The organism is Rhodococcus chondri (genome assembly GCF_036327435.1).
In the GTDB taxonomy this organism is placed as follows: domain Bacteria; phylum Actinomycetota; class Actinomycetes; order Mycobacteriales; family Mycobacteriaceae; genus Rhodococcus; species Rhodococcus chondri.
This window is the reverse complement of sequence record NZ_JAUZMZ010000042.1, coordinates 13,187-33,677: the sequence shown is the minus strand read 5'-3', so window position 1 is coordinate 33,677 and position 20,491 is coordinate 13,187. Positions and strand designations below refer to the sequence as shown.

Genomic DNA, 20,491 nt, shown 5'->3' with positions numbered 1-20,491 from the left:
TGGCGAGAGCGGTTCCGCGAGATGCTGCAGCGCGCCGAGGCCCGCCTGCATCCGGAGGATCGTGGCCCGATCCCGACCCTGTTCGCCGACGACGCGACGCTCGAGCGCCCGCACGCTGCGCTGAAGGCGCTCGCCGCGCAGTTCCCGGACGCCGATGATGTGGTGCTGCATCCCGCGGATGTGCCGTTCTTCGTGTCGCTGTGCAAGACCCCGGGCAAGCCGGTGAACTTCGTGCCCGTCGTGGATCAGGATGTGCGCCGCTGGTGGCGTTCGGATTCGCTGTGGCAGGCCCACGATCCGCGCTACACGGCCGATCAGGTCTGCGTGATCCCGGGCACCGTCGCCGTCGCCGGCATCACCCGGGCGGACGAGCCGATCGGTGAGCTGCTGGACCGCTTCGAGAAGGCCACGGTCGACGAGCTCGTCGCGGCCGGTGCCGAGCCCCTGCCGGTGGTGGCCCGCCGCCACCTCGACCTCGCGACGGGTCTGCTCGACGCCGTGCTGTCGTCGCCGGACGTGTCGTGGGCGGGCCGCCAGACCCGCAACCCGGTGCATCGTCTCGGCGACCTGGCCGAGTGGACGCGCGAGTCGGAGACCGGAGCTGTGCACAGCCCCACCGGTGCGACGCTGACCGTCCTCGACCACGAGCACGTCGGCCTGCGGGTGCCGCTGGCCCGCGACAAGACCGTCGAGATCCGTATCGATGTCCCCGCGTCGGTGAGCACCGGTGGTGCTCCTGTCGTGACCGAAGCCGCCGCGGATGCCGCGATGTCGGCGCTGCTCGGTGTCGCTGCCGGCCAGGATCTTCCGGTGGTGAAGAAGGGTGCCGCCCGCATCACGCTGGGCTGGCTGCCCGAGAAGAGCGCCGATCACGCCGGTGTCACCGGTTCCGGGCTGCCCGAGAACCTGACTCCGAGCGGCAACGGTGTGCCGGACGTCCTCGTCGGCGCGTGCTGGCCTGCGGTGTTCGCAGCGCTCGGTGCCGCACGCACCGACGAAAGCGCTTCGGTCATCGAAGGCATGCTCGACCTGGTTCACCTCGATCACGCGATCGACGTGAAGAACGGTCTGCCCACCGATCCGTCCATCCTCGGTGTCAAGGCCGAGGTGAAGAATGTCGCCGACACCGACCTGGGTCGTGTCGTCGAGGTGCACGTCGAGATCAACGCCGACAACGGAAGTGGCGCAGGACGATCCGACGTTGCGACGTTGATCGAGCGGTTCGCGATCCGCGGACGCGTCGGTGCCGCGGAGCTGGCCGATCCGGTGCGCGCGGGCGGTGCTCTGTCCGAGGACGCCACCGACACCCCGCGTCGCCGTCGCCGGGATGCGGTGATCGTCGCCCCGACCGACATGAGTGCCTTCGCGAAGGTGTCGGGCGACCACAACCCGATCCACACCTCCGACAACGCCGCGCTGCTGGCCGGTCTGGGCACCCCGATCGTCCACGGCATGTGGCTGTCGGCTGCCGCTCAGCAGGTCGTCACCGCTGTCGAGACCGACGGAAAGCTGCCGGTTCGTCGCCTGACGTCGTGGACCACCCGTTTCCTGGGCATGGTCCGGCCGGGCGCGAAGATCGATGTGCGCGTCGACCGTGTCGGCACCGATCGTGGTGCCGAGATCGTCGAGGTCGGCTGCCGCGTCGACGGTGACCTGGTCATGGTCGCCACCGGCCGCATCGCCGCTCCGCGCACTGTCTACGCGTTCCCGGGGCAGGGCATCCAGCGTCCGGGCATGGGCCTCGACGCCCGCGCCCGCAGTAAGGCTGCCCGCGAGATCTGGGACCGCGCGGACAAGCACACTCGTAGCGCTCTCGGCTTCTCGATCCTGGCCGTGGTACGCGACAACCCGACGGTGCTCAAGGCCCGCGGTGTCACCCACAAGCACCCCGACGGTGTGCTGCACCTGACGCAGTTCACCCAGGTCGCGATGGCGACGCTCGGTGTCGCGCAGGTCGCCGAGCTGCGTGAGGCCGGCGCGTTCGTCGAGGGCGCGCTTCTGGCCGGCCACTCGGTCGGTGAGTACAACGCGCTCGCCGCGGTCGCCGGTGTGCTGCCGCTCGAGGCGGTGCTCGAAGTCGTCTTCCAGCGTGGTTCGGCGATGCACGCTCTGGTGCCGCGCGATGCGCAGGGCCGCTCGAACTACCGCATGGCCGCGATCCGGCCGTCGCAGTTCGGTGTTGCCGACGAGGACCTGCAGGCGTTCGTCGCCGAGGTCGGAGCCGAGTCCGGTGAGTTCCTGGAGATCGTGAACCTGAACCTGCGCGGTTCGCAGTACGCGATCGCCGGCACGGTTGCCGGTCTCGAAGCCCTCGAGTCCGTGATCGAGCGCAAGGTCGCCGAGTTCGGTGGCAAGCGCGCCTTCATCCTGGTTCCGGGCATCGACGTGCCGTTCCACTCGACCGTTCTGCGCGGCGGGGTGGACGATTTCCGCGAGCGGCTGCTGCACCTGCTGCCCGAGCAGATCGACCCGAACATCCTGCTGGGCCGCTACATCCCGAACCTGGTGCCCAAGCCGTTCAACCTGGGTCGTGAGTTCATCCAGGAGATCGCGGACCTGGTGCCGTCCGAGCCGCTCGCCGCGGTCCTCGCGGACTTCGACACGTGGTCGGCCGACCCCTCGCAGCTGTGCCGCGTGGTGCTCGCCGAGCTCCTCGCCTGGCAGTTCGCGTCGCCGGTCCGCTGGATCGAGACGCAGGACCTGCTGTTCGCCGACGAGGCCGACGGTGGTCTCGGTGTGGAGCGGTTCGTCGAGGTCGGTCTCGGTGCCGCCCCGACGGTCGCGAACCTGGCGTCGCAGACCCTGAAGTTGCCGGGCCGTTTCGGTCAGCCGGTCGAGGTGCTCAACATCGAGCGTGAGGCGTCGGTCGTGTACTCGACGGATGTCGATCCGGCTCCGGTCGAGGACGACGAGCCCGTCGCGTCCGAGGCGCCCGCTGCCGCTCCGGCTGCTGCTGCTGCACCCGCCGCGGCTCCGGCCGCGCCGACCGGCGGTCCGACACCCGACGACATCGCATTCAAGGCCGCCGATGCCACCAAGGTGCTCATCGCCCTGTGGACCAAGCTGCGCCCCGACCAGATCGGCCCCGCCGACACGATCGAGGCCCTGTGCGACGGTGTGTCCTCGCGCCGTAACCAGCTGCTCGTCGACCTCGGTTCCGAGCTGTCGCTCGGCGCGATCGACGGTGCCGCGGATGCGGACATGGGCGCGCTGGCCGGCACGGTCGACCGACTGGCCCGCACGTACCGCCCGTTCGGCCCGGTGCTGACCGACTCGATCAACGATCACCTGCGCAAGGTGTTCGGCCCGTCGGGCAAGCGTCCCGGCTACGTCGCCGACCGCGTCACGAAGGTGTGGGGTCTCGGCGAGGGCTGGACCCAGCATGTGACCGCCGAGGTGGCTCTCGGCAGCCGTGACGGTTCGTCCATCCGCGGCGGTGATCTCGGTGGCCTCTCGCAGGGTGCGCTCGCCGACACCGCTGCCGTCGATACCCTGATCGATGCGGCTGTGCAGTCGGTCGGCTCGCGCCGCGGAATCTCCGTGTCGATGCCGTCCGCCGGTGGTGGCGGCGGCGCGACCGTCGACGCTGCGGCGCTCGGCGAGTTCACCGAGCAGATCACCGGCCGCGACGGTGTGCTGGCGAGCGCCGCTCGCCTGGTGCTCGAGCAGCTCGGCCTGAACGAGCAGGTTTCGGGTCTGGCCGACAAGGCCGACGACGAACTCGTCGAGCTGGTCTCGGCGGAACTCGGTTCCGACTGGCCGCGACAGGTCGCGCCGGCGTTCGACGCCCGCAAGGCCGTACTGATCGACGACCGCTGGGCCACCGCGCGTGAGGATCTCGCCCGGATCTGGCTCGGGGAGCAACTCGACGTGGATCGGTTCGAGGGCGCCGGCCGCACGGTCGCCGCGCACGCCGAGTTCTGGGGTCGCAAGGCCACCGACGCCGGTCGTACGGTGCTCGCCGAGACCTACGGCCGCATCGCGTCGGCCGCCGAGGACACCGGCGACGCCGAGTACGCCGCCGAGGTCGCACTCGTCACCGGCGCCAGCAAGGGCGGCATCGGCGCCGCGGTCGCGGCGAAGCTGCTCGGCGGCGGCGCGACGGTGATCGTCACGACCTCGCGTCTCGACTCGAAGCGGCTCGGGTTCTACAAGGACCTGTACGCCCGCCACGCTCGTGCCGGTGCAGCCCTGTGGGTTGTGCCCGCGAACATGGCGTCCTACGCCGACATCGATGCGCTGATCGAGTGGATCGGCACCGAGACCGTGGAGAACGCGGGCGGCGCCAAGAAGCTCATCAAGGATGCGCTGACCCCGACACTGCTGTTCCCGTTCGCCGCGCCTCGCGTGGCCGGTTCGCTCGCCGATGCCGGTGCGCGCGCCGAAATGGAGATGCGGGTGCTGCTGTGGTCGGTGGAGCGGCTGATCGCCGGTCTGTCCGATATCGGTTCGGACCGCGATGTCGACACGCACCTGCATGTGGTGCTGCCGGGCTCCCCGAACCGCGGCAAGTTCGGCGGTGACGGTGCATACGGCGAGGCGAAGGCCGCGCTGGATGCGATCATCAACCGCTGGAGTGCCGAGCGCACGTGGGCCGAACGCGTCACCCTCGCCCACGCCCTGATCGGCTGGGTGCGCGGCACCGGGCTGATGGGTGGCAACGACCCGCTGGTCGAGGCCGTCGAGGCCGCCGGTGTCCGCACGTGGTCGACGCCCGAGATGGCGACCGAACTGCTGAAGCTGGTCGGGCCGGAAGCCAAGCGCCTCGCCAAGGATGCACCGCTGGTCGCGGACCTGACCGGTGGCCTGTCCGAGGTCGATGTCGACCTGCCGGCGCTGGCGAAGCAGGCTCAGGACGCAGCCGAGGCCGCCGACGCGCAGACCGACGACGAGGATGCGACGATCGCGGCGCTTCCCGCCGCCCCGCGCATCGACGACGTGCCGACCCCCGAGTGGGACCGGCTCGACATCGATCCCGCCGACATGGTGGTCATCGTCGGTGCGGGTGAGCTCGGACCGTACGGTTCGGCCCGCACCCGCTTCGAGATGGAGGTCGACGAAGGACTGTCGGCCGCCGGCGTGCTCGAACTGGCCTGGGTCACCGGGCTCATCGAGTGGGAGAACGAGCCCAAGCCCGGCTTCTACGACGTCGACAGCGGCGAACTGGTTCCCGAGTCGGAGATCGCCGACCGCTACCACGACGCGGTGGTCGAACGGTGCGGTATCCGCCGCTACGTCGACGACGGCGCGATGACCGACAACACGGCGCCGCTGCTGACCTCGGTGTTCATCGACAAGGATCTGTCCTTCGTCGTCGGATCCGAGGCCGAGGCCCGCGCGTTCGTCGACTCCGATCCGGAGAACACCGTTGCATCGGTCGACGCCGAGTCGGGCGACTGGACCGTCACCCGCAAGGCCGGCACCGAGATTCGCGTGCCGCGCAAGGCGAAGCTGACCCGAACGGTCGGTGGCCAGATCCCCACCGGGTTCGACGTCACCAAGTGGGGCATCCCCGCCGACATGGCGGACTCGGTGGACCGGGTGGGCCTGTGGAACATCGTGGCCACGGTCGACGCGTTCCTCACGGGTGGTTTCACCCCGTCCGAGCTGCTGCGCTGGGTGCACCCGTCGCTGGTCGCCAACACTCAGGGCACCGGCATGGGCGGCATGACCTCGATGCGGTCGCTGTACATCGACACGCTGCTCGGCGAGTCCCGCGCGAACGACATCCTGCAGGAAGCCCTGCCGAACGTCATCGCCGCGCATGTCGTGCAGTCGTACGTCGGTGGCTACGGCGCGATGGTGCACCCGGTGGCGGCGTGCGCCACGGCCGCGGTGTCCGTCGAGGAGGGTGTCGACAAGATCAAGCTGGGTAAGGCGAAGCTGGTTGTCGCAGGTGGCTTCGACGATCTCGGTATCGAGGGCATCATCGGATTCGGTGACATGTCGGCGACCGCGAAGTCGGACGACATGCACGCCAAGGGCATCGACGATCGTCGCTTCTCGCGGGCCAACGACCGTCGTCGCGGCGGATTCGTCGAGTCGGCCGGTGGCGGCACGGTGCTGCTCGCCAGCGGCGACGTGGCACTCGAAATGGGTCTTCCCGTCCTCGGTGTGGTCGCGTGGGCCGGATCGTTCGCCGACGGCGTGCACACCTCGATACCGGGAGCCGGGATCGGCGCGCTCGGCGCAGGTCGCGGTGGGCTCGAATCGGGCCTGGCCAAGGAACTGCGCAAGCTGGGTGTGACCGCCGACGACATCGCCGTGATCTCCAAGCACGACACGTCGACGGCCGCGAACGACCCGAACGAGGCCGAACTGCACGAACGGCTCGCAGGGGCACTGGGCCGCAGCGAGGGCAACCCGATGTTCGTGGTGTCGCAGAAGTCGCTGACCGGACACGCGAAGGGTGGCGCGGCGGCATTCCAGCTCGTCGGCCTGTGCCAGGTGCTGACGCAGGGCGTCGTCCCGCCGAATCGCAGCCTGGACTGCGTCGACGAGAAGATGGCCGAGTTCGAACACCTCGTGTGGGCTCGCACGCCGCTGCGTTTCGGTGAGCAGTACGCCCTCAAGGCCGGTCTGCTGACCAGCCTCGGGTTCGGGCACGTGTCCGGTCTGATCGCGGTGGTGCATCCGCAGGCGTTCGTCGAGGCGATCCCGGCGGAACGTCGCGAGGCGTACCAGGCTTCGGCCGCAGCGCGCACGGTGACCGGCAAGCGGCGCCTGGCGTCGGCGATGACCGGTGGTGCGGCGCTGTACCAGCGGCCCGCGGACCGTCGTTTCGGTGGAGATGCGGTGCCTGCCAAGGCCGCACGTCAGCTCGAGGCCGATGTGCTGCTCGACGCGGAGGCACGCCTCGGCGACGACGACGTGTACCGCTCGGGTCTGCCCGGCTGCAAGTAGCAGGGACAGGCAACAGGATGGGAGTTGCGGGTATCGGATTCGACCTGGTCTCGGTGCCGGAATTCGCGGAGCAGTTGGGCCGCCCCGGTACGACGATGCTGGCGAACTTCACGGCGGGGGAGCGTCGTGATTCCAATACCCGCAGCTCCGATCCGGCCCGGCACTTCGCGGCCCGGTGGGCGGCGAAGGAAGCCGTGATCAAGGCGTGGTCGGCCGCGCTGTTCGGTCACCCACCGGTACTGCCGGAGACCATCCATCAGCAGATCGAGGTGGTCTCGGACGCGTGGGGCCGGCCGAGCATCCGGTTGCATCGGGAGGTGGCCGAGCACCTGGAGGGAATGCGGGTGCACGTGTCGCTGACGCACGACGGCGACATGGCGGGTGCCTTCGTGGTGCTCGACGAACGGCCGTAGCCGAACGGCAGTAACAGCTTGTACCGGGTCAGGTCGAGGAAGCGGACGCTTCCTCGACCTGTTCCGTTCGGGACTCCGATTCGAGTGCGCGCTTGCGTTCGGTTTCCTCACGGCGCGTGCGCTTCTTCGCTTGGGTGCGCGAATCCAGTTCGGCGATCTGCAGATACGCCACCATGATGCGTTTGAGTTCGGCGACCGCGTCGGCGTGCGTCTGATCGTCCTGCACCGAGAAGTTCAGCATCGAATACACGATATGCACCAGCACCTCGGCCATCAGCTTGCGCCGGGGCCGTGGTGTGTCAGGGGTCAGCGGTGCCAGCATCCGCGCGACCTGCTCGGCGAACTCCCGCTCGTGAATGGCGCCGGTCGCCCGAGTGGACGGGGTGGACTGCATCGCCAGCCACACCTCGCGTCGCGACGGGTCGGTCGTCCACAGCCCGGCCATGTGATCGACGAAGCTGTTGAGGAACCGCAGCCAGTCGACCGACGGGATCTTGCCGTTGAACTGGGCGAGTTCGTCCTGGACCCCGACGAGATCCTGCCGGTTCAGCTCGCACACGATCACGTACTTGTTGGCGAAGAACTGGTAGAGGGTGCCGATCGGTACATCCGCGCGCGAGGCGACTTCTTCGCACGTGAACGATTCGAAGCCCACCTCGGTGAGCAGTTCTCGGGAAGCGGCGAGCAGGGCGTCGAACTTGCGGCGGCTGCGTTCCTGCGTCGGGCGCCGCCGGGGCACGAGCTCCTGTGGCGCCGTCTGAACCTCGAGTGCCGGGTCTATCCGGCGCGGGGCGCGGCGCTCGTTCGTTGCTGACTCCACGCGCCCAGGCTAGCCGTACGGGGTGTATTTACCGAACACTTGATGTGAGCTCGAGTGTCACAAACCGGGCGGGGAGCGGGAAGCGCGATTCGAACTGGAAGGATTGCGAACGGACTCGACGTGCTCGTCCGACGAAGCGAGGAGAAACTATGACCGTGGCCGACACCGACGCCCTCCGGACGCTCCGCGAGCGCGTGCGCGACGCAATGCCGGTGGCTCGCACCGAACTCGCAACGCTCGTCGCGTTCCGTTCCGTCGCCGATCCCCGACAATTCCCCGCCGAGGAATGTGTCGGTGCCGCGAGCTGGGTGCGCGACGCCTTCGCCGCCGCCGGCATCGCGAACATCGACCTGCTCGAAACGAGCGACGGCTCGCTCGCCGTCGTCGGGCACACGCCCGCACCCGACGGCGCCCCCACCGTCCTGCTCTACAGCCACTACGACGTCCAGCCGCCCGGCAACGAAGGTCTCTGGCACAGCCCGCCCTTCACGCTCACCGAACGCGACGGGCGCTGGTACGGGCGGGGCGCCGCCGACTGCAAGGGCAACATCGTGATGCACCTGCTCGCCCTGCGGGCCCTGCTCGCCGACGGACCGCTGCCCGTCGGTGTGCGGATCGTCATCGAAGGCTCCGAGGAGATGGGCGGCGAAGGACTCGAACACCTCGTCGCCGAGCGACCCGACCTGTTCACCGCCGACCTCATCGTCATCGGCGACAGCGGCAATGCCGAGGTCGGGCAGCCGACGCTGACCACGTCGCTGCGCGGCATCGCGAACGTCGTCGTCCACGTCGAAACCCTCGCCGGCGAACTCCATTCCGGGATGTACGGCGGTGCGGCCCCCGACGCACTCGCGGCGCTGGTCAGACTGCTGAACTCACTTCGCGACGAGCACGGCAACACCGTCGTCGACGGCCTCGACACCACCGGACGGTGGGACGGGGTGCCGTACCCCGAAGAACGGTTCCGGACCGACGCCGGTGTCCTCGACGGTGTGTCGCTGATGTCGTCCGGCTCGGTCGCCGACGCGGTGTGGGCCCGGCCCGCCCTCACCGTCCTGGGCATCGACGCGCCGCCGGTCGTCGGTTCGGCCGCCGCGATCGTGCCGCGGGCATCGGCACGGCTGAACCTGCGGGTACCGCCGGGCATGGACTCGACCACGGCGCAGGACGCCCTGGTGGAGCACCTCGAGGCGCACGTGCCGTGGGGTGCGCGTCTGCGCGTCGAACGCGAACCCGTCGGTGAACCGTTCAGCGCGCGGGTCGACGGGCCCGGCTACTCCGCGCTGCGCTCGGCACTCGCAGCGGCCTACGGGCGGGAGGTCGGCACGGCAGGACAGGGCGGATCGATTCCGCTGTGCACGGCGCTGCAGCGGGCGGTGCCGGGCGCAGAGATCGCACTGATCGGGGTCGAGGAACCGCGATGTGTCATCCACGCGCCCGACGAGAGTGTCGATCCCACCGAGATCGAGCACCTCGCCGTTGCCGAAGCCCTGCTGTTGCGCTCGTTCGCGAACGCCGATCCGGGGGTGGGTGGCTAGACTGCCAGGTCGCGGCGCAGCTTCGCGACGTGACCGGTAGCGCGCACGTTGTACTGCGCCACCTCGATCTTGCCGTCCTCGTCGACCAGGAAGGTCGAGCGGATCACACCCGTGACCGTCTTGCCGTACATCTTCTTCTCGCCGAACGCGCCCCACGCGGTGAGTGTGGTCTTCTCCGGATCGGAGAGCAGCGGGAAGGTCAGTTCCTCATGATCGCGGAACTTCGCGAGTTTCGCCGGCTTGTCGGGAGAGATCCCGAGCACGTCGATTCCGGCCTCGTTCAATTCGGCGAGGTTGTCGCGGAAGTCGCAGGCCTGTTTCGTGCATCCGGGAGTGCTCGCAGCGGGATAGAAATAGACGACGACCTTGCGCCCGCGGTAGTCCGAGAGCGCCACCTCGCGGCCGTCGGCGTCGGGGAGGCTGAAGTCCGGAGCGGGATCGCCGGGCACGAGTCTGCTGTTTTCCGTCATGTCCGCGAGGGTAGTAGACCTCTCGTCCATTACCGTGGTCGCAGCACACTGCAGCGACCTTCTGGAGGATCACGTGGGTAGGGACACCGAGGACATCGAGCGGGAGATCGAGAAGGCCCGTAACCAGCTCGCGAGCACACTCGACGAACTGAGCGTCCGAGCCAACCCGAAGAATCTGGTGGCGCAAACCAAGCAGACCTTGGTCGCGAAGGTCAACCAGCCGAATGTGAAGAAGTACGCGCTCATCGCAGCGGGCACCGTTATGGGTCTGCTGGTGCTGCGCAGGGTTCTGCGCTGAGCGGATCTGTCCGGTAGGGCGTCCGCGTCGCTTCGGCGCGGACGCCCTGTCGTTTCCCGGAGGTCGTACGCTTGCGATGTCGAGGACAAAAAAATCCCCCGGTCGAAGACCGGGGGATTTTCGTTGTGCGCCATCAGGGACTCGAACCCCGAACCCGCTGATTAAGAGTCAGCTGCTCTGCCAATTGAGCTAATGGCGCTTGGTGATATTGTCTCCGGGCCGTTGTCCCGGCGACGAAAAGAAGATTACACACCTTCGACTATCGCGCCAAATCGCCTGGTCATGTGTTGTTTCGTGGCTGGGGACTGTAACGAATCGGCGGTCACCGGCGATTGGTATTCGAACGTTACCGACGCGCGAGCGTCGCGGACGAAGGCGTCTTCAGCCGACTGGCATCATCGTGAATACGCATGGTGACATGCAGTTTTCGGCCTCGGTAAGGCGAAATCGGAAAGTGGGAGTGAGCGAAGTGAGTGTGACGCAGCAGCGGCGTCGGCGGACCGCATCGATGCTGGGATTGCTGATCGTCGGGATCATGGCGTTCGTCACAGCGTGTTCGGCCGCCTCGGGGTCCGGAGCGGACGAGACACCGATCGATTCCAATCCTGTCGCCGCTCTGATCAAGCCCACGGTTTCCTCGAGCGTCGTCGACGGTGGTGTCGGCTTCTCCCCGATCGACCCCGTCACGGTGTCGGTCGTCAACGGCAAGCTCGACTCGGTGACCTTGCTCAGCCCCGCCGGCGAACCCGTGGCCGGGGAACTCGGCACCGACGGCACGACGTGGACGAACAACGAACCACTCGGCTACAACCGCGAGTACGTCCTCGAAGTCGTCGCCTACGGGCTCGGCGGCGCCGTCACATCGGTTGCCTCCTTCACGACGTCGTCGCCGGGAAACCTCACACAGCCGTACGTCATGCCGGGCGACGGCGCCGTCGTGGGGATCGGCCAGCCGGTCGCCGTGCAGTTCGACGAGAACATCCCCGACCGCCTCGCCGCCGAGAAGGCGATCACCGTGGTGACCGAGCCGCCCGTGGAGGGCGCGTTCTACTGGCTCAACAACCGGGAGGTGCGGTGGCGGCCCGAGCAGTACTGGGCGCCCGGCACCACCGTCACGGTCGATGTGGACGTATACGGCAAGGACCTCGGGGAGGGTCTGTTCGGGCAGTCCGACGTGGCCTCGTCGTTCGCCATCGGCGACGCGGTCGTCATTTCCGTCGACGACAACACCAAGCAGGTCACCGTCAACCGCAACGGCGCCGACGTGATGACGATGCCGACGTCGATGGGCAAGAACGACACCCCCACCCCCAACGGCGTCTACACCATCGGAGATCGCTTCGATCACCTGGTGATGGATTCGTCGACGTACGGGGTGGCCGTGGATTCGGCGGACGGCTACCGCACGCCGGTGGATTGGGCGACCCGGATGTCCTACAGCGGTATCTTCTTCCATTCTGCTCCGTGGTCGCTGGGCGACCAGGGGTACCGCAACACCAGTCACGGTTGCCTGAACCTGAGCCCGGCCGACGCCAAGTGGATTTTCGACAACACCAAGCGCGGCGACGTCGTCGTCGTGAGGAACACCGTCGGCGGTGTCCTTTCCGGCACCGACGGGCTCGGTGACTGGAACATTCCGTGGTCGACGTGGAAGACGGGTAACGCCGCCGCCTGACGTTCGACTCCTCTTCGCGGGCGACTCTTCGTCGCCCGGGTCCGCCCGCGAAGGGAGCTCACCCTCGGAGACGAGAAAACCCCTGACCGGTGTTACCGGCCAGGGGTTTCCTGTGGGGGTGAGTGACGGGACTCGAACCCGCGACAGCCAGGATCACAACCTGGTGCTCTACCAACTGAACTACACTCACCATCGCATTTGCTCCCGGCCGGGGCCGGTTGCGCCTGCGGTAGAGATACTAGCGTGCTTCTGTCGGAAACAACGAATCGGCAGGTCAGGCCGGGCCGAGAGTCCGCACGGCGGCGGCGATGTCGGCAGCCGTCGGGCCCGGTTCGGGCACGAAAACGGTGCGCCGGTAGTAGCGCAGCTCCCGGATCGATTCCTTGATATCCGCGAGCGCTCGATGCGACAGTCCCTTTTCCGGCTGGCCGAAGTAGATCTTCGGATACCAGCGCCGGCAGAGCTCCTTGATGGAGCTGACATCCACCATCCGGTAGTGGAGGTAGGTGTCGAGTTCGGGCATGTCCCGGGCGATGAACCCGCGATCCGTGGCGATGGAGTTGCCGGCGAGGGGCGCGGTGCCTGCTTCGGGGACATGTTCTCGGATGTAGTCGAGTACCAGTTTCTCGGCCTCGGCGAGACTGACGGTGGAGCGGCGCACCTCCTCGGTCAGCCCGGACCGGGCGTGCATCTGCTGCACGACTTCCGGCATGTCGGCGAGCGCGTCGTCGTCGGCGTGGATGACGATGTCCACGCCGTCGCCGAGCACATTGAGGTCACTGTCGGTGACGAGTGCTGCGATCTCGATCAGCTTGTCGCTGCCGATCCGCAGCCCGGTCATCTCACAGTCGATCCATACGAGTTTGTCCTGCACAACAGACAGCGTAGCCAGGCGTCGGGCGATTAAAGTCTGCGGTGGGCACCGAGCTGCGCGAGCCGTGCCCGAGGAGGGGCTCGAATGGCGGATGACGGAGCGGCCACCCGGATCGCCGCCGGATACACCGTGGACGGTCCTGCGCTCGATCTCGGCACTGTCGTGCACGACGGTGTCGTCGTCCCGTCGGCGCGGGTGCGGATCCCGCTGGCGACCCTGAACCGGCACGGGCTGGTCGCCGGCGCGACCGGAACCGGCAAGACCAAAACCCTGCAGGTCATCGCGGAACAGCTCTCCGCTGCGGGCGTGCCTGTCGTCATGGCGGACATCAAGGGGGATCTGTCCGGGCTTTCGGCCGCCGGAGTGGCCTCCGACGAGGTCGCGCTGCGCGCCGTGGATACCGGAGATCCCGGCTGGTGTCCGAGCGGCTTTCCGGTCCAGTTCTACTCGCTGGGCACCGAGGGGCTCGGCGTGCCGGTCCGTGCGACGGTCACCGCGTTCGGTCCGATCCTGTTGAGCAAGGTGTTGCAGCTGAACGCGACGCAGGAATCGACCCTGCGGTTGATCTTCCACTGGGCCGACGAACGGGGTCTGCCGTTACTCGATCTGAAGGATCTGCGGGAAGTCGTCGCGTACCTGTCGAGCGACGAGGGCAAAGCCGACCTGAAGGGAATCGGGGGTGTGTCGAAAGCGACGGCCGGAGTGGTGCTGCGCGCTGTTGTGAACCTCGAAAATGACGGGGGTGACACGTTTTTCGGAGAGCCCGAACTCGAAACCGAAGATCTGCTGCGTACCGTCGGCGACCAGGGCGTGATCAGTCTCTTCGAACTCGGCGCACAGGCGATCCGTCCCGTGCTGTTCTCCACCTTCTTGATGTGGTTGCTCGCCGATCTGTTCCAGTCACTGCCCGAGGTCGGCGACCTGGACAAGCCGAAGCTGGTGTTCGTCTTCGACGAGGCGCACCTGCTGTTCGACGACGCGTCGAAGGCGTTTCTGCAGCAGATCGAGCAGACGGTGAAGCTGATCCGGTCCAAGGGGGTCGGAGTGGTGTTCTGTTCGCAGTTGCCCACCGATATTCCGAATGCAATTCTCTCGCAGCTCGGGGCGCGGGTGCAGCACGCGCTGCGGGCGTTCACCCCGGATGATCAGAAGGCGCTGGCCCGGACGGTGCGGACCTATCCGCGCACCGAATTCTACGAACTCGACGAAGCGCTCACCTCACTCGGCACCGGGGAAGCGATCGTGACGGTGCTCTCGGAAACGGGCGCGCCCACACCGGTCGCGTGGACACGCATCCGCCCGCCGCGATCGCTGATGGGCACCGTCGGAGACACCGCGATCCGGGCTGCCGCGCAGGCCGCCCCGCTCTACGGCAAGTACGGACGCACGATCGATCGGGAATCCGCGTACGAGAAGCTGATGTCGGCAGTGGGGGGAGCCCCCGACGTCGATCCCGAGTTCGAAGCTCCGCCGCTGCCCGATATCTCCGCGACGCCTCCGGCTCGTGACGACGACACCGTGGTCGAACGGGTCCTGGAGAGCACGGTGGTGCGAAGCTTCCTGCGGTCGGCGGCGTCGGCGGCCGGGCGGGAGATCTCTCGCAGCATCTTCGGCACCGGCCGCCGCAGGCGGCGTTGAGCAGTTACACGCGAGTGGCCGCCGCGCGCGTTGCCACAGGGCGCNGGCTGCGCGCGGGGGAATGCACCCGGGTTCGATCGATCCGGCGTGGCGCGACCGGGCCGGGCTTCGATTCCGCCGTGAAGTCGTGCCGCAGGAACGACTCCGCGGAATCGTCGAGGATGTTCATCCACGCATCGGGCAGCGGGGGCGCGACGGTTCCGGTCAGCGTCGAGGTGTAGCTGCGGTTGCGGTAACCCATGATGTCGTGCTTCTTGTCCTGCTTCCACTGTTTGAACACCTCACCCTGGCGTTCGACGTGGAATTCGGGGTAGTCCGTCACATCGACGAGGTCGCGGATGTACGCGGCCTGGAAGTCGATGTCCTCGGTCGGGTTCGTCAACGCTTCTTCGCGGGTGCGCCACGAGTCGATGTCGTGTTCGCGGGTCTCGCGGTCGGGCAGAGCAATTCGTCCGAGCATGACGTCGCGGGCGTACCAGGCCTGCGCGTCGAACATGTTGAACGTGAAGTACTGGTCCTGCATTCCGAGATACATCAGACGCGGGTTGTCCTGGAAGAAGATGCCCTTGTAGATGTTCCGCGGGTAGAGGCGGTTGTTGGTGCGCAGCCGCAACTCGTCGGGCAGGAACGGATAGTGGTGCTTGTACCCGGTGCAGAGCATGATCGCGTCGACCTCGCGGGTACTGCCGTCCTTGAAGTGCGCGACGTTGCCGTCCACGTGCGTGAGCAGCGGAACCTCGGAGAATGCCTCGGGCCAGTCGTGGCCCATGGGAGCGGACCGGTAGCTGAAGGTGATCTGCTTCGCCCCGTACTTGTAGCACTGGGTGCCGATGTCCTCGGCGGAGTAGCTGCTGCCGACGAGAAGCAGTCGCTTGCCGGTGAATTCGCGGGCATCACGGAAATCGTGGGCATGCAGTACGCGGCCCGGGAAGTGATCGAGGCCTTCGAATTCCGGGGCGTTGGGAGTCGAGAAGTGACCGGTGGCGACGACGACATAATCGAATTCGTTCGATTCGAGCACACCACGATCGTGATCGAAGACGGTGACCGTGAACTTCTGGGTTTCCTCCGAGTATTCGACCCAGCGGACGGCGGTGTTGAACCGGATGTACTTGCGCACATCGCTTTTCTCGACGCGGCCCATGATGTAGTCGAGCAGCACGGCGCGGGGCGGATAGGAAGGAATCTGGCGGCCGAAGTGCTCCTCGAAGGAGTAGTCGGCGAACTCGAGGCATTCCTTGGGGCCGTTCGACCACAGGAATCGGTACATGCTCGCGTGAACGGGCTCACCGTTCTCGTCGAGGCCGGTGCGCCATGTGTAGTTCCACATGCCGCCCCAGTCGGGCTGCTTCTCGTAGCAGACGATGTCGGGAATTTGCTCGAGACCGGCTTTCCGTGCTGCCTCGAAGGCGCGCAGTTGCGCGAGCCCGCTCGGACCTGCTCCCAGAATGGCGATCTTCGGCGTCAAAGCTTCTCCCTGATTTTGTGAATATTTTCCCTAAGTACTTGTTAACACACGTATCGAAATGTGAGAAGGGAGCACGACGGCGTCTCCAAGTGACAAAAGTGTCCCGAAAGACCAGGTCGGCGTGGTGGCGAGAGCTCGAACCGGCGGAGCGGAAAAGTGGCCCATCTCACCGTAATAAACGGCAACCGGCCACCGATGCGCGACGAGCGTCGTGCGCTGGGGTGACCGGTTGCCGGAAGGTGAGGTGGAGTTCAGCCACCGAGTTTCTTGTAGAACGCACCCGCGATGGGCGCAGAGAGCGAACGCGGTGCAAACTGACCCGCCACCGACATGATCTTGCTGATCGGTCCGGGCACGATCCGCATCCTGTTGTCGGCGAGTGCATCGAGCGACACCTTCGCGGTGTGCTCACTGGAGATCCACAGCGCGTCGGGAACGAGTTTGTCGACGATCGACGCCTCGTCGGGGTCGGGTGTCTCGGTACGCACCGGCCCGGGCGCGAGCAGGGTGACGTTGACCCCGGTGCCCTTGAGTTCACCGCGGAGCGACTCCGAGAACGTGTTGACGAAGGCCTTCGTCGCGGCATAGGTGGCGTTGTTCGGGATCGCCATGTTGCCGGCGGCGGATCCCACCATCAGGATCGCGCCCGAGCGACGCTCCACCATCTGCGGCAGTACGGCGAGGGTGAGATCGTGCACGGCAACCGCGTTGAGCTCCACCTGGGCGCGCTCGTAGGCCGCGTCCAGTTCCGCCACCGCGCCGAAGGTCGCGATGCCGGCGTTGTTGCACAGGATGCTGATCCGCCGCTGCGACAGTTCATCGACCAGAACGGCGCGTGCGTCGCGATCGGACAGGTCGCACGCGCGCACCTCGACGGTCACGCCGTGGGTGGACCGCAGGGTCTCGGCGAGGTCTTCCATCACTTCGCCGCGACGCGCGACGAGGATCAGAGAATGCCCGCGGGCGGCGAGTTCGGTGGCGAGGGCCTCGCCGATGCCGGAGGAGGCTCCGGTGACGACGGCGCGAGCATCGGGATGCGGATTCGGAAGAGTCACAGTGAGCCAGCCTATCGGGGTCACACCGGAGGTCGGGCATCCCCCGCGATGCCCGACCCCGCAGCGTCCGCATGCTGTGGCTTTATTCGGCGTTGTGCTCCACGACCGGGTCGCCGACCGCGTCGGTGGTGGTGTACGCGGGGCCGAAATACTCCTGTACGCCACCGGTGACCTGGTTGACCCGGGCACCCCCGGCTCCCGAATGGTCCTCCGCCGAGAACCGGAAGGGCACGAGGTTCGGACCGGAGAAGTCGTTCCCGACGACGGACTCGACGATGGATTCGCGGGTGGGGTTCTCGCCCGCCGCTTCGAGCGCCTGCACGAACAGGTGCGCCACCGACATGCCGTAGACGACGTTGCCGTCGAACTCGGCACCGTTGTTGTACTGCGCGTTGATCTCCCGGAACTTGGTGGTCCACTCGTCGTTTTCGCTGAAGTGCGACGGCAGATAGTTGGTGCTGAGCAGGCCGTCGGCGAGCGGTGCCGCCTCCCCGAGCGTCTTCGACAGTGTCAGGTAGTCGCCGCCGACCGAGGCAGTGGTCCACTGCGGCCGGAAACCGAGCCTACCGGCGGTGCCGATAGCCAAGGCGGTGAAGCCGGGAATGGTTGCGAGCATGACCACCTCGCATCCGGCAGCCTGGAGGGCGCCGATCTGCGGGGCGACGTTCGTGTTGCTGGTGGCGTAGAGCTGTCGCTCGACGACCGCGTCGGCGCCGAGGATCTGCTCGACCCCCGCGAGGTAGTCGGCACCGAAATCGTCGTCCTGCCCGAGCGTGCACACCTTCTTGCCGGGCAGGTTGTCCTTCACGTACTGGGCCATGATCTTCGCCTCGACGGTGTAGTCCGCGTTGAACCCGAAAGTCCGGGGATACTTGTCGGGCTGATTCCAGGTCCGCGACCCGGACGCGACGAACAGGTCGGGCACGTTGTTGGTGTGGAGGAAGTCGAGCACGCCGGAGTGGGTGGGGGTGCCGAGACCACCGAGCACGGCGAAGACGCGATCCTGCAACACCAGTTCGCGCACGACCTGCTGCGTGGTGGAAGGGTTGTACCCGTCGTCGAGCACCTTGTACTCGATGGTGCGTCCGTGAACGCCGCCCTGCTCGTTGACGTAGTCGAAGTACGCCTGGGTGGCCGGGGGAATCTTCGAGTAACCTGCGGCGGCAGGCCCGGTCAGCGGCATGTGCGTGCCGACGAGCACCGAGGTGTCGGTGACGCCGGTGGTGTCGCCGTCGCCGGAAGATCCGGTCGAGGCGGTGGTACCGCTGCCGCAGGCGGCCATCGTCACCGCCGTTGCCGCTGCGAGAGCAGCGAGAGAAACCTTGTGCCGCCGAACTGTTTTCATATGCTGGCCTCTGCTTTCGATGGTGTGGAAACGGGAGTGGAGCCGGAGCGCCGACCCTGCCGTGGTGCGCGCGGGCCGGGGAGGAGCTGACGAAACGCTTTCGCGAACAGGCCCTGCAGGCCCGCGGGGGCGAGCAGGACGATGACGATCACGGCCACACCGAAGACGGCGATCGCGAGGTTGCCGTCGAGCCGTTCTGCCAGGGCGGGGGAGAGTTCGAGCGCGTCGCCGAGCGCCGAGACGAGCGCGGGCAGTACGACGAGGAGCGCTGCGCCCCACACGGCTCCGAGCAGGGAGCCGAGGCCGCCGATGACCACGCCCATGAGCAGGAACAGCGAGAAGGTGACACCGAATGCGCCGGGGGAGGCGCTTTGGGACACCATTGCGAGGACACCGCCACCGAGGCCGGCCGCTCCGGCGCTGGCCACGAAGGTGGCGACCTTGGTGCGTGCGACGTCGATACCGGAAAGGCGGGCCGCGATCTCGTCGTCGCGCACGGCCTGCATGCGACGGCCGAAGTCACTCGCGATGAGATTCGACATGGCGAGGACGGTGACGGCGGCGGCGATCACCGCGACGGTTGCCTGCCATTGTTCGACGGTGAACATCGCGGCGATGCCGCTCGGCGGTCCCTCCACGTACGCCCACAGTCCTTGATCGCCGCCGAGCACGTCGGAGAACGTGGTCGTGATCGACGGGATGACGACGACGAGCGCGAGGGTCAGGCCGGCCAGGTACGGGCCGTGCAACCGCGCGGCGGCGGCGCCCGCGACGAGCCCGACGACCGACGTGACGAGAACGGCCGTGGCCAGTGGCGCGAGCAGCACGGCGATGCCGGTGCCGCCGGCGTCGCCCATCCAGTTTGCCGTCAGTGCGAACGTGTATGCGCCGCAAGCCATCAGGGCTCCGTGGCCGAGGGAGAGCTGGCCGTTGCGACCGATGAGCACGGTCAATCCGGCGGTGGCACACAAGTATGCGGCGATCGTGGCCAGCTGGTAGTTCCGGAAGGGGGGCAGCACGAAGACCAGTGCGATCGTCACGGCCGTGACGACGAACACCACTGCTGCGCGCGCCGCGAACGAATCGAAACGGGAACTGTGCATGGTCAGACCTGTCTGGTGGCGACGCCGGAGAAGATGCCCTGGGGTCGCAACAGCAGCACCGCCAGCAGCATCAGGAGCACCGCGATCGGCGCGATGCTCCCACTGAGATAGCCGCTGACGAAACTCAGCAGCAGACCCGTCGAGAGTCCGCCGATCACGGCGCCGACGGGGCTGTCCAGACCGCCGATCACCGCAGCGGTGAAGGCGAAGATGAACACGAGATCGACTGCGTGCGGATTCAATCCGAGTTCGGTGGGAACGATCAGCAGTGCCGCGAGACCGCCGACCGCACCCGCCAGGGCCCAGCCGAGTGTGAGCATCGCCGAGACCTTGACGCCCAGCAGTCGCGACACGTCCGGCGCGAACGCCGATGCCCGCATCTTCAGTCCGATGTCGGTTCGGGTGAACAGCAGCGCGAGACCGGCGACCACTGCACCGACGGCAGCGAAGACGAAGACGTCGTACGGCGACAGCAACGCGACCTCACCCACCCGGATCGGATCGCGGCTGAACGGGAGTTGCATCGGGCGGAAGTCGTTGCCGTACACCATGCCGAGCACCGCGTGGATCACCATGACCAGCCCGAGGGCCACGATCACCGCGGCCAGCGGACGGCTCTGGTCGAGACGGCGGATCAGGACTCGCTCGACGAGCGCGCCGAGGAGGAAACCGCTCACCACCGCGGCGACGAGTCCGTACCAGTACGAGCCGGTCGCCGACGTGACCGAATAGGCGATGTAGGTGGTGGCCGCGGCCATCGCGCCCTGCGCGAAGTTGATCATGCGGGTGCCACGCCAGATGATCACGAGAGCGAGCGCGAAGGCAGCGAAGACGGCGCCGCGCGCGAGACCGTCGACGGTGAGGAACACGAATCTGTCCACGGGTTACTCC

14 protein-coding genes and 2 tRNA genes are annotated in these 20,491 nt (G+C 67.3%); 6 read left to right on the top strand and 10 right to left on the bottom strand.

Annotation, left to right across the window (positions count from 1 at the left end):
* Both Q8814_RS09800 and acpS read left to right on the top strand, forming a co-directional pair.
* Positions 1 to 6,903 (top strand): fatty acid synthase subunit beta domain-containing protein (locus Q8814_RS09800; protein ID WP_330151817.1); only part of this gene is annotated, 6,903 nt, incomplete at its 5' end.
* Between the two features lie 17 nt (positions 6,904 to 6,920).
* Positions 6,921 to 7,316 (top strand): holo-ACP synthase AcpS, encoded by a 396-nt coding sequence (gene acpS / locus Q8814_RS09795; RefSeq protein WP_330151816.1) that lies wholly within the window; start codon positions 6,921 to 6,923, stop codon positions 7,314 to 7,316.
* A gap of 28 nt (positions 7,317 to 7,344) precedes the next feature.
* Here the strand turns inward: acpS and Q8814_RS09790 are convergent, their stop codons facing one another.
* A complete protein-coding gene (locus Q8814_RS09790) occupies positions 7,345 to 8,136 on the bottom strand; it encodes a TetR/AcrR family transcriptional regulator (protein WP_330151815.1) in 792 nt (263 codons plus the stop codon).
* A gap of 149 nt (positions 8,137 to 8,285) precedes the next feature.
* On the opposite strand from Q8814_RS09790, the gene Q8814_RS09785 reads away from it, so the two are divergent.
* Complete coding sequence (locus Q8814_RS09785) at positions 8,286 to 9,674, top strand: dipeptidase (RefSeq protein ID WP_330151814.1); 1,389 nt, start codon at positions 8,286 to 8,288, stop codon at positions 9,672 to 9,674.
* Here Q8814_RS09785 and bcp read toward each other — a convergent pair.
* Positions 9,671 to 10,144, bottom strand: coding sequence for a thioredoxin-dependent thiol peroxidase (gene bcp / locus Q8814_RS09780; RefSeq protein WP_330151813.1), 474 nt, complete (start codon positions 10,142 to 10,144; stop codon positions 9,671 to 9,673). The genes Q8814_RS09785 and bcp overlap by 4 nt on opposite strands.
* Before the next feature lie 73 nt (positions 10,145 to 10,217).
* Between bcp and Q8814_RS09775 the strand changes: the two genes are divergently transcribed.
* Positions 10,218 to 10,442: a DUF3618 domain-containing protein gene (locus tag Q8814_RS09775; protein WP_330151812.1), complete on the top strand. Its 225-nt coding sequence runs from the start codon at positions 10,218 to 10,220 to the stop codon at positions 10,440 to 10,442.
* A 126-nt stretch (positions 10,443 to 10,568) separates the two neighbouring features.
* Here the strand turns inward: Q8814_RS09775 and Q8814_RS09770 are convergent.
* Positions 10,569 to 10,641, bottom strand: a tRNA-Lys gene (locus tag Q8814_RS09770).
* Between the two features lie 336 nt (positions 10,642 to 10,977).
* Between Q8814_RS09770 and Q8814_RS09765 the strand changes: the two genes are divergently transcribed.
* Positions 10,978 to 12,117 (top strand): L,D-transpeptidase, encoded by a 1,140-nt coding sequence (locus Q8814_RS09765; RefSeq protein WP_330151819.1) that lies wholly within the window; start codon positions 10,978 to 10,980, stop codon positions 12,115 to 12,117.
* Positions 12,118 to 12,230: 113 nt separating this feature from the next.
* On the opposite strand, the gene Q8814_RS09760 is transcribed toward Q8814_RS09765, so the two are convergent.
* Both Q8814_RS09760 and orn read right to left on the bottom strand, forming a co-directional pair.
* Positions 12,231 to 12,308, bottom strand: a tRNA-His gene (locus Q8814_RS09760).
* Between the two features lie 83 nt (positions 12,309 to 12,391).
* Positions 12,392 to 12,991: an oligoribonuclease gene (gene orn, locus Q8814_RS09755; protein WP_330151811.1), complete on the bottom strand. Its 600-nt coding sequence runs from the start codon at positions 12,989 to 12,991 to the stop codon at positions 12,392 to 12,394.
* Positions 12,992 to 13,075: 84 nt separating this feature from the next.
* On the opposite strand from orn, the gene Q8814_RS09750 reads away from it, so the two are divergent.
* Positions 13,076 to 14,629: a helicase HerA-like domain-containing protein gene (locus Q8814_RS09750; protein WP_330151810.1), complete on the top strand. Its 1,554-nt coding sequence runs from the start codon at positions 13,076 to 13,078 to the stop codon at positions 14,627 to 14,629.
* A 4-nt stretch (positions 14,630 to 14,633) separates the two neighbouring features.
* Here the strand turns inward: Q8814_RS09750 and Q8814_RS09745 are convergent, their stop codons facing one another.
* From Q8814_RS09745 to Q8814_RS09725, 5 genes are all read right to left on the bottom strand, one after another.
* Positions 14,634 to 16,097, bottom strand: a complete 1,464-nt coding sequence (locus tag Q8814_RS09745) for a flavin-containing monooxygenase (RefSeq protein WP_330151809.1) — start codon at positions 16,095 to 16,097, stop codon at positions 14,634 to 14,636.
* A gap of 251 nt (positions 16,098 to 16,348) precedes the next feature.
* Entirely contained in the window at positions 16,349 to 17,152 is an 804-nt protein-coding gene (gene cmrA / locus Q8814_RS09740; RefSeq protein ID WP_330151808.1) for a mycolate reductase, read from the bottom strand.
* A gap of 82 nt (positions 17,153 to 17,234) precedes the next feature.
* Positions 17,235 to 18,497 (bottom strand): ABC transporter substrate-binding protein, encoded by a 1,263-nt coding sequence (locus Q8814_RS09735; RefSeq protein ID WP_330151807.1) that lies wholly within the window; start codon positions 18,495 to 18,497, stop codon positions 17,235 to 17,237.
* Positions 18,494 to 19,600, bottom strand: coding sequence for a branched-chain amino acid ABC transporter permease (locus tag Q8814_RS09730; protein WP_330151806.1), 1,107 nt, complete (start codon positions 19,598 to 19,600; stop codon positions 18,494 to 18,496). The genes Q8814_RS09735 and Q8814_RS09730 overlap by 4 nt, the downstream gene beginning before the upstream one ends.
* Before the next feature lie 2 nt (positions 19,601 to 19,602).
* Entirely contained in the window at positions 19,603 to 20,481 is an 879-nt protein-coding gene (locus Q8814_RS09725; protein ID WP_330151805.1) for a branched-chain amino acid ABC transporter permease, read from the bottom strand.
* Between the last annotated feature and the right edge of the window lie 10 nt (positions 20,482 to 20,491).